The sequence below is a fragment of the Pantoea sp. CFCC18177 genome, from assembly GCF_059412425.1.
This window is the reverse complement of sequence record NZ_JBNBPL010000047.1, coordinates 1-7,859: the sequence shown is the minus strand read 5'-3', so window position 1 is coordinate 7,859 and position 7,859 is coordinate 1. Positions and strand designations below refer to the sequence as shown.

Below are 7,859 nucleotides of genomic sequence, written 5' to 3'. Positions count from 1 at the left end.
GCTGATACGAACGGACTCTTCGCCCTCGGAGATTTCCAGCTCGGAGATGCCAGACTCTTCAACCAGTTCGATCAGTTTCTTAATTTTACGAATATCCATGACACGCTTTTCCTACACGTTAATAACACGCAGCAGTTATAGCAGAGCACCCAAGGGTGCAGGACATAGGGAGTTCAGTTGGGGATATAAGGAAAAGGTGGCGGAATGCAGAACAGCAATAACAAAGTGGAATGTTTCCAGGGGGTGAACAAGGCGTATCGAAATACGCCCCGCGTCTCGATAGTCGCTACTTTTTCAGGCTAATTTCCTGCAAGGCTTCCCACAGCCGCGCTTTATCACTCTCAGCCAAATGCGTTTGATTAAGCGAGTGCAAAAAGGAAGGCTTGTCGGTGAAATGCTCACCTCGGGCTAGCTGCGTGCTAATGCCGCTGAGAATGCTGGCACTGAGCACATTAATTTTTGTCCTGACCTGGTCAAGTGGCAGTGGTTGCCAACCCTGTTCAGGGGTAGAGAGCCAGTCAGCGCGATAGCGATATTGGATGGCTTTCGCTGCATCCATCTGTGCCTGCACAAAAGGTTTGACCGACTCCCCTGCTAAGCCCAGTTTTTCAGCCTGTTGCACCGCACTGGCGAGCACTTTGTCTTCCTGCGGTAAATCTTCGATAGCAAGATGGTTGGCCGCTTTATAACCGGCAACATCCTTCATATAAGACAAGCGCTGATTAATTAATGACGCGACATCACTGTTTGTCACGGGTGCAGCCAGCACCGTTGCAGAACATGACAAGCCAATTAACAAAATGATTTTACTAAAGTATTTACGGTCCATATCACTTTACCTCGTTATCCATGAGTCACATTGCGCGAATAATGTAGCTTTTTTTTCTGATCACCGAAACTTTCCCGCAACCTGCAGCGAACTGTACTAGTGAAACATCCAAACCGGACCTCCCTTAAGATCGCAGGAGCAGATAATGAAATCGTTCAAAACCCTCGTTTGTACTCTGAGCATCACGGCCGCACTGGGCCTCTCTGCCACCGCATTCACCGCCAACGCCGCTCTGCCGGTTGGCGCTAGAGCACCGGATTTCGAGCTGCAAGCCGCCTTGGCCGGCAAGCCAATGACCTTCTCACTTCAGAAAGCCTTACAGAAAGGCCCCGTGGTGCTCTATTTCTTCCCAGCCGCCTTCAGTAAGGGCTGTACGCTTGAGGCTCATGACTTTGCCGAAGCCACGGATAACTTCACCAAAATGCACGCCACGGTGATTGGTGTCACGGCCGGGAATACCGATCAGGTCAGTGACTTCTCTAAACTGGAGTGTCGCGACAAATTCGCGGTAGCTGCCGATCCAGGGGCCAAAATCGCGGCACAGTATCAAACCACGATGGAAATGAAGGGCAAAACCCTGTCTGACCGTACATCCTATGTGATTGCACCAGATGGCAACATTCTGCTGAGTTACACTGACAGAAACCCAGATACGCATATTGAGAAAGCGCTCGCCGCCGTGAAGCAGTACGACGACGCGCATCCGCAAACTAACTAAGCAAAGAGGCCAGCGATGTTAACCGCCATGCTGGCCGCCTTTATTGGCGGCATCATTCTTAATCTCATGCCCTGTGTTTTCCCGGTGATTTCACTCAAAGCATTGGGGTTGTTACGCCACACCGACAACGCAGCCAATGCGCGGCGTGAAGGTCTGGGCTTCCTGCTTGGAGTGGTCGTCACCATGATGGCGCTGGCAGGGGTTCTGCTGGCGGCGCGTGCTGGCGGGGCCGCCGTTGGCTGGGGCTTCCAACTGCAATCGCCGCTGGTGATTGCCCTGCTTTCTCTGGTGATTCTGGCCGCTGCACTCAACTTACTCGGCGTGTTTGAAGTCGGTTTGTCCGTTCAGCGCGTGGGATCGGTTGAAATCAATCGCGGTGCATTCTTACGCTCAGCACTCACTGGCGTACTGGCGATTCTGGTTGCCACACCGTGTGCGGCACCCTTTATGGCCAGCGCCATCGGTTATGCACTGGTGCAACCACCGGCTATTGCACTGGTGATTTTCTTCGCATTAGCGTTGGGCTTTGCAGCGCCCTTTACACTGATATCACTGTTCCCTCGTTTGGCGAAGTTTTTGCCGCGTCCTGGCGCATGGATGGATGTACTCAAACGCGGCCTGGCCTTTCCAATGTTCGGTGCTTACGCCTGGTTAGTCTGGGTATTGGCACAACAGGCGGGCAGCGCAGCACTGGCAACACTGCTTGCAGCCTCCGTGGTGGTAGCCTTTGCAGGCTGGCTGTATGGTATGGCACAGCATCGACGCTTTGCAGGTAAAGGTCACAAAGCGCTGTTCGCGGTGACCGCCGTGCTGATAGTCGCCGTGCTCGCGCCGCTGCCACAACTCATAAAACCAGGTGCGGGCCTGGCGGGTGATCAGGTCACCGCGCAGCTCACTAAAGAGAAGTGGACGCCGCAGGCTGTTGCAGCGCAACGCGGGCACGGTAAAGCGATCTTTGTCGATTTCACCGCATCCTGGTGTATTACCTGTCAAGTGAATGAGAAAACTTCACTCTCGACGCAGGCGGTTAAAGACGCACTGGCAAAAACCGGTACGCTGTATATGGTGGCTGACTCCACTAAATTTAACCCCGACGTCGATGACGCCATGAGCGAGTTTGGTCAGGGCGGATTACCGATGTATCTGGTTTACCCCGCCGATGGCGGACCGCCAAAAGTGTTACCGCAAGTGCTGACCCCGAGCATTGTGGTGAACGCACTGCAGGCGGCCAGCAGTAAGGCGTAAAAGCAACAAGGCGGATTATGCAAACAAGCGATAGCGCGCGCGAAAGTTGGCCCGCGCTAATGGAACAGGCGCAGGCGGGCAACCAGCTCGCCTACACCCGACTGCTGAAAGCACTGGTGCCGGTGATTCGTGGGCAAGTACGCAAACAACTCACCGAAGAAGCATTAGTGGAAGATGTGATTCAGGATGTGCTGTTAACGGTGCATCGGGTGCGTCACACCTATGATCCTGCATATCCGTTTTTACCCTGGTTGATGGCGATCATCTCCGCACGTGCTGTTGATGCGTTGCGGCGACGTGGGCGCTATCAGCAGTGGGAAGTTCATGAAGAGACATTGACGGAATCCGCTCCCGCGCCAGAGGGGGCAACGCTGGAGACGCATGAGGAGTTGGCCGGCTATTTGCGCCAGCTCCCCTCACGCCAGCGCGAAATCGTCGAACATGTCCATCTGCGCGAAATGAGCTTGTCAGAAGCCGCCGCGCATAACAATTTAAGTGTGGCTGCGGTGAAATCGCTGCTGCACCGCGCGCTGAGCAATCTGCGTCGCTTTGGAGCACACCATGAATAATCACGACCTGTTAATCGAAAAACTCGGCCGCGAAATGCAGCCCGTCAAACCCACTCTTCGCACCGGATGGCGCGTGCTGATGTGGTTGGCGCTGGCATTGCCGTGCGGCATCGCCGCCAGTTTACTGGTAGAGCGGACGCTCACCGACTGGTCGCAACCCGGCGCGATGCGCGCGATTGTGCAGCTGGTGCTGGCATTTATTCTCGGGCTACTGGCGATTCGCAGCGCATTTAATATGAGCATCGCCGGGCGCCACAGCAGCAGTTGGAAGGTCTTGCTGCCCCTCGGCATGCTATGGTTAGGCCTGAGTATGAGCAGCATTCCTCATGCGGTGATTGAGCCACACGACAATGACAGTGCGCGATGCTTTACGTTCCTGTTGGTGGTCAGCACGCCGATGATGGTGTTGATGATCGCCAGCTTGCGCCGCACTCGCGCCTTACACCCGGTGCGCAGTCTGGCGATGGCCGGATTGGGTGTCGCCTGTATGGCCGTAACAATGTTGGCTTTCTGCCATCCTGTCCATCTACACGCAATGGATTTCCTCATGCATCTGGCCGCTATTGTGGTCATCGTGGCGATGACGGTGCTATTAGGGAAACGCTGGGTGAGATTGGGGTAGATAAGATGTCGCCTTCCACCTGACACAAGAGTGGCAAGGCGATCAGTGGGGGAAAATGATGACTGAGCAGCAATTTACGCGTAAGGGCATCAGCCAGCGATAATCCTTCAACAGCCATCGCAACATGGCTGTTGAAGGCGTATATCATTAGCCAGCCAAACGCTGCACCTCCGCCCACACCCCGGCATCCACCGGGATGCCCTCTTTTTGATTACGAATGCGCGTGGCCTTTTGTCGCTCACCGGGCCAGGTCACGCGACTAAATCCTTCAGCCACCGTTGAACCATTAACATACTGCTGAATAGTCTCCGCCAACTGATCACAGAAGTTTTGCCCGCTTATCTGAGCAGGGTCGAACACCATAAATATTTGGCTGGCACCGGTGCAGCTGCCTTGCTGAATCCTGTCGATCTCCGCTGTGCAACTGCCACCCGATAACAGCGCAGCCATCGCATCAAGTAATATAGCCAAGCCTGACCCCTTCCAGTATCCGGTAGGTAAAATGCGCATTGAGGCTTCGATAGGCGCAGGATCGCAGGTTAAGTTGCCCTGCGCATCAAATCCGCCAGCATAGGGTAATTGCGCGCCTTGCATACGCGTGACCTGTAACTTGCCGTAGGAATATTGCGACATCGCCATATCCAACACCAAAGGCCCCTCTTTGCCCGGTACCGCCATCACAAACGGGTTGTTGCCCAATCGCGTATCTTTGCCACCCCACGCAGGCATGCAGGATTCGGTGTTGGTCCAGCAAATCGCTGCCATACCCTGTTCGGCAGCGCGCCAGCCGTAAGTTCCACCGCGCATCCAGTGTGTTGTGTTGCGCATTGCCACCAGCCCCATCCCCTGTTCACGCGCCAGTTCAGAGGCTCGATCGACAGCGCGAATCGCATTGGTAATACCGGGTCCACGCTGTCCATCCCATATCTCCATCGCAGACAGGCTTTTCACCCTTTCGGGGATTGCACTCCCGACTACCCATCCCTTGTGCAGATAGTCGACAAAACGGGCCACACGGTTCAGTCCATGAGAAGGGATGCCATCACAACTGGTCTCGGTATGAATGCGCGCACACAGCGCCGCTTGTTTTGCATCCAGACCAGCGTTTAAAAACGCTTTCTCAATAGTGCCCTGCATGACTTCAAAGGTTATGCGTGTCATGTTGCTGATCTCCTTTAGCCGTGAAAGTGTCTGCGCGCGGATCGATGCGCTTCATAATGTCGTTTTTGCCCCATAAACTGGCCCACGGCCAGCCGGTGAGTTTTTCCGCTACGATGCGCGTTTCGAAGCTGGCTTCTGCCGGGTTACCGCCGGCATGGCGGCGTTGGATCTCTGCTATCAACAATGCATGGTTATGACGGTTCAGGCTGAAACCACGCGCACTGAATAATCCAACCGCGAGGAAAATCACCGCCCCCACACCAAACACTAAGGCAATCCCATGAATCGCTTCGGGGGGCTGACTTACCGTGCCCTTTCCGGCGAAGCCATAGGCTTGTAATACCAACCCGACAATAAACAGAGCCACCGCCTGTATGGCTTTACGCACAAAGGTCATTACTCCAGCAAAAATACCCTCCCGCCGCTGACCGGTAAGCATCTCATCCACATCGGGAATAAAGCTGTAGATGTTCCAGCAGACATACTGAGTTCCTGAACGGCCCATACCCATCACAATGGCTGCACCCCACACCATCCACATTTCGGGGCTAATACCAAAGGCGTAAAAGCCGATGAATAAGGCTACGCTTGCCAGCATTAAATATTGCGCCAACTTATAAGCCGCGCCGTTACCAATATGGATACAGAAAGGAATCCAGGCCGCAATGCAGATGAACTGCACCACCGACATAAACGTCATGCTGTTTGCCGCATCGACCGCGTTATGCCCAAGGACAAAAATGATGTAATAAGCCAGCACGGCACCCAGCACATCAAGTGCGACATAGGCCCCAAGATACATACCAACATGCTGGCGGAAAGTGCGAACGTGGAAAGTAGAAATCAGCGAGCGAAACAGCGCCTTCATATCGCGCTTAAATTCGACGGGCACGGGCTTGTTTACGACCTCAATCTCACGCTCCCAGGTAAAGAAGTAGAGCCCGAAGATCACAATCGCAAACAGCGTGGCAAAAATAATCGCCATATAGAAAAATGAAGATGAGGCATTCTCGCCCAACAGGCCAATGATAACACCTGGCAACCAGGCTGCCAGAATACCGGCCCCCATCGAGAAGAACATACGTACTCCGGTCAAACGCGAACGCACATGAAAATCGTGAGTCATCTCCGCGGCCAGGGTTTCATAGGGTACGATGACGAGTGTGTAACAGGCATAAAAGAGAATGTAAGTAGCGAGATAGTACGTAAAGCCCATATCGCTAACCCACATCATGATGTAGCTGGCAAAGACCAGCGGCGCACCTATCAGGAAGAAAAAACCACGTCGCCCAAAACGCTGCCCCAGGCGGTTGCGCCAGAAATTATCGGTGACATAACCCATCAAGGGATCAAAGAACGCATCCAGTAATCGGGCAAAAGCAATAACGGCCCCGGCTTCTGCCGGACTCAAACCACCATAAGTGGTATAGAAAAACATTAGCCACAGGCCGAGCACGGTAAAACTGCCACCGCCAAAAACATCGCCGCCACCATAAGCCAGCATGTTTTTTAACTTGATAGGCTTTTCTTCTGAACGATTAATCATCAGCGGCACCTTATCTAAAAGTCAGGTGCCCATGATTTACTTTAGATGAACTACCATACAAGAATGCTTGATATCTTTTATGCAAATGATCACATTTCAACCACTAGCATTATTCGAATTGTGATGATTTAGACATTTTAGCCGTTAAATTCCTGCTCTTTCTCCGTCATGTTCTATGGCACAATTAATCATTAATTAAGTGTTTGATTAACACGCATCACGATTCTCATAGAAATATTTTTAGTGGGATGGCCCTTTTCAAAACGCCACTGGCTGACAGCGCGAATAACCGTGTCATCAAACAGATGATCGGGCGTCGATTCGATAATGCGCATCTCACTCACTTTACCCTCAGCATCTACGTCATAAACAAATGACACTTTTCCCTCTACGCGGTTTTTAACCGCGTAATAGGGATATGTCGGTTTGACCATATGAAGGATTTTTGGCGCCTGTATGTTTTTGGTGGGCGGCGTACTTGCACTACACCCCACTAATGCCAGGGAGAAAATGAGTGGAAACGATTTAAACATAACAACCTCCTGTTGTTGAGAATCATTCTCATGTTAGCATGTAAGCATTTCAACAGGATAGCGCCAGTGAATGGTCAACGAGGAGTAACAGCCTGTTGATGGCGCTCAAACTTCACAGATAAAGGATTAATCGCCCGTGAAAAGCATTGTGCTCATCTCTATGCCCAGCCCAACGTTGTTCAGAATGCCAGGATTTGGTGCCAATGGAGGACTATTCGGTTACTTTCGCGAAGAGAAATACATTGCTGCGGTGCAAAAAGCGATTGATCAGCGCCAACTTAAGTGGTGTTTCACCCGTGATACTACCGAGTCCGATATCCGAACGCTGATGGCAAATGATGTGCAGTTATTGGTCTGCGCACCGGGTTTGCGGTTTATGTTTTATTGCAAAGGATTTGATAAACGCCGGATGGTTTATCTGACGACTCTGGAGTATTTAAGTAACGATGTCCGACCGGTCATGCGTAAACTACGAGAACTGGAAGAGAGGTAAAGGGAGCAATTAATGATGCTCCTGACCGTAGGGTGCGCATTCAGGTACAACCGGGCACATGGGTAACAGATCAGACCGGGCACATAGGTAACACTTTTGTGCTCAGTCGATTCGAATAATACTTCTTTCTGCCCGGTCATAAT

10 protein-coding genes are annotated in these 7,859 nt (G+C 52.3%); 5 read left to right on the top strand and 5 right to left on the bottom strand.

What is annotated here, in order from left to right:
• Together ACPUC8_RS25855 and ACPUC8_RS25850 are read right to left on the bottom strand one after the other, a co-directional pair.
• Positions 1–99 (bottom strand): DUF8684 domain-containing protein (locus tag ACPUC8_RS25855; protein WP_494926407.1); only part of this gene is annotated, 99 nt, incomplete at its 3' end.
• 187 nt (positions 100–286) lie between these two features.
• A complete protein-coding gene (locus tag ACPUC8_RS25850; RefSeq protein WP_039337445.1) occupies positions 287–829 on the bottom strand; it encodes a chorismate mutase in 543 nt (180 codons plus the stop codon).
• Positions 830–974: 145 nt separating this feature from the next.
• Here ACPUC8_RS25850 and ACPUC8_RS25845 point away from each other — a divergent pair, with 145 nt between their 5' ends.
• From ACPUC8_RS25845 to ACPUC8_RS25830, 4 genes are read left to right on the top strand one after another with little or no spacing between them, the layout of a single operon-like run.
• Positions 975–1,547 (top strand): peroxiredoxin, encoded by a 573-nt coding sequence (locus ACPUC8_RS25845; protein WP_494927740.1) that lies wholly within the window; start codon positions 975–977, stop codon positions 1,545–1,547.
• 15 nt (positions 1,548–1,562) lie between these two features.
• Positions 1,563–2,792 (top strand): protein-disulfide reductase DsbD family protein, encoded by a 1,230-nt coding sequence (locus ACPUC8_RS25840; protein ID WP_494927739.1) that lies wholly within the window; start codon positions 1,563–1,565, stop codon positions 2,790–2,792.
• A gap of 17 nt (positions 2,793–2,809) precedes the next feature.
• Complete coding sequence (locus ACPUC8_RS25835; protein WP_039337452.1) at positions 2,810–3,361, top strand: sigma-70 family RNA polymerase sigma factor; 552 nt, start codon at positions 2,810–2,812, stop codon at positions 3,359–3,361.
• Positions 3,354–3,983: an NrsF family protein gene (locus tag ACPUC8_RS25830; RefSeq protein ID WP_494927738.1), complete on the top strand. Its 630-nt coding sequence runs from the start codon at positions 3,354–3,356 to the stop codon at positions 3,981–3,983. The genes ACPUC8_RS25835 and ACPUC8_RS25830 overlap by 8 nt, the downstream gene beginning before the upstream one ends.
• Positions 3,984–4,130: 147 nt before the next feature.
• Here ACPUC8_RS25830 and yiaK read toward each other — a convergent pair whose 3' ends face one another.
• The 3 genes from yiaK to ACPUC8_RS25815 all read right to left on the bottom strand — a co-directional run bounded on the left by yiaK (position 4,131) and on the right by ACPUC8_RS25815 (position 7,223).
• A complete protein-coding gene (gene yiaK / locus ACPUC8_RS25825; protein ID WP_494927737.1) occupies positions 4,131–5,144 on the bottom strand; it encodes a 3-dehydro-L-gulonate 2-dehydrogenase in 1,014 nt (337 codons plus the stop codon).
• Positions 5,125–6,690: an MFS transporter gene (locus tag ACPUC8_RS25820; protein ID WP_494927736.1), complete on the bottom strand. Its 1,566-nt coding sequence runs from the start codon at positions 6,688–6,690 to the stop codon at positions 5,125–5,127. Before ACPUC8_RS25820 ends, yiaK begins: the two co-directional genes overlap by 20 nt.
• 191 nt (positions 6,691–6,881) lie before the next feature.
• On the bottom strand, positions 6,882–7,223 hold the full coding sequence (locus tag ACPUC8_RS25815; protein ID WP_058973164.1) for a TonB family protein: 342 nt from the start codon (positions 7,221–7,223) through the stop codon (positions 6,882–6,884).
• A gap of 136 nt (positions 7,224–7,359) precedes the next feature.
• Between ACPUC8_RS25815 and ACPUC8_RS25810 the strand changes: the two genes are divergently transcribed.
• Complete coding sequence (locus ACPUC8_RS25810; RefSeq protein WP_494927735.1) at positions 7,360–7,716, top strand: hypothetical protein; 357 nt, start codon at positions 7,360–7,362, stop codon at positions 7,714–7,716.
• The last annotated feature ends 143 nt before the right edge of the window (positions 7,717–7,859 follow it).

What these genes read in the sequence shown, in the direction of transcription:
- ACPUC8_RS25850 (WP_039337445.1), bottom strand. Translation starts at nt 829, where the DNA reads ATGGACCGTAAATACTTTAGTAAAATCATTTTGTTAATTGGCTTGTCA.
- ACPUC8_RS25845 (WP_494927740.1), top strand. Translation starts at nt 975, where the DNA reads ATGAAATCGTTCAAAACCCTCGTTTGTACTCTGAGCATCACGGCCGCA.
- ACPUC8_RS25840 (WP_494927739.1), top strand. Translation starts at nt 1,563, where the DNA reads ATGTTAACCGCCATGCTGGCCGCCTTTATTGGCGGCATCATTCTTAAT.
- ACPUC8_RS25835 (WP_039337452.1), top strand. Translation starts at nt 2,810, where the DNA reads ATGCAAACAAGCGATAGCGCGCGCGAAAGTTGGCCCGCGCTAATGGAA.
- ACPUC8_RS25830 (WP_494927738.1), top strand. Translation starts at nt 3,354, where the DNA reads ATGAATAATCACGACCTGTTAATCGAAAAACTCGGCCGCGAAATGCAG.
- yiaK (WP_494927737.1), bottom strand. Translation starts at nt 5,144, where the DNA reads ATGACACGCATAACCTTTGAAGTCATGCAGGGCACTATTGAGAAAGCG.
- ACPUC8_RS25820 (WP_494927736.1), bottom strand. Translation starts at nt 6,690, where the DNA reads ATGATTAATCGTTCAGAAGAAAAGCCTATCAAGTTAAAAAACATGCTG.
- ACPUC8_RS25815 (WP_058973164.1), bottom strand. Translation starts at nt 7,223, where the DNA reads ATGTTTAAATCGTTTCCACTCATTTTCTCCCTGGCATTAGTGGGGTGT.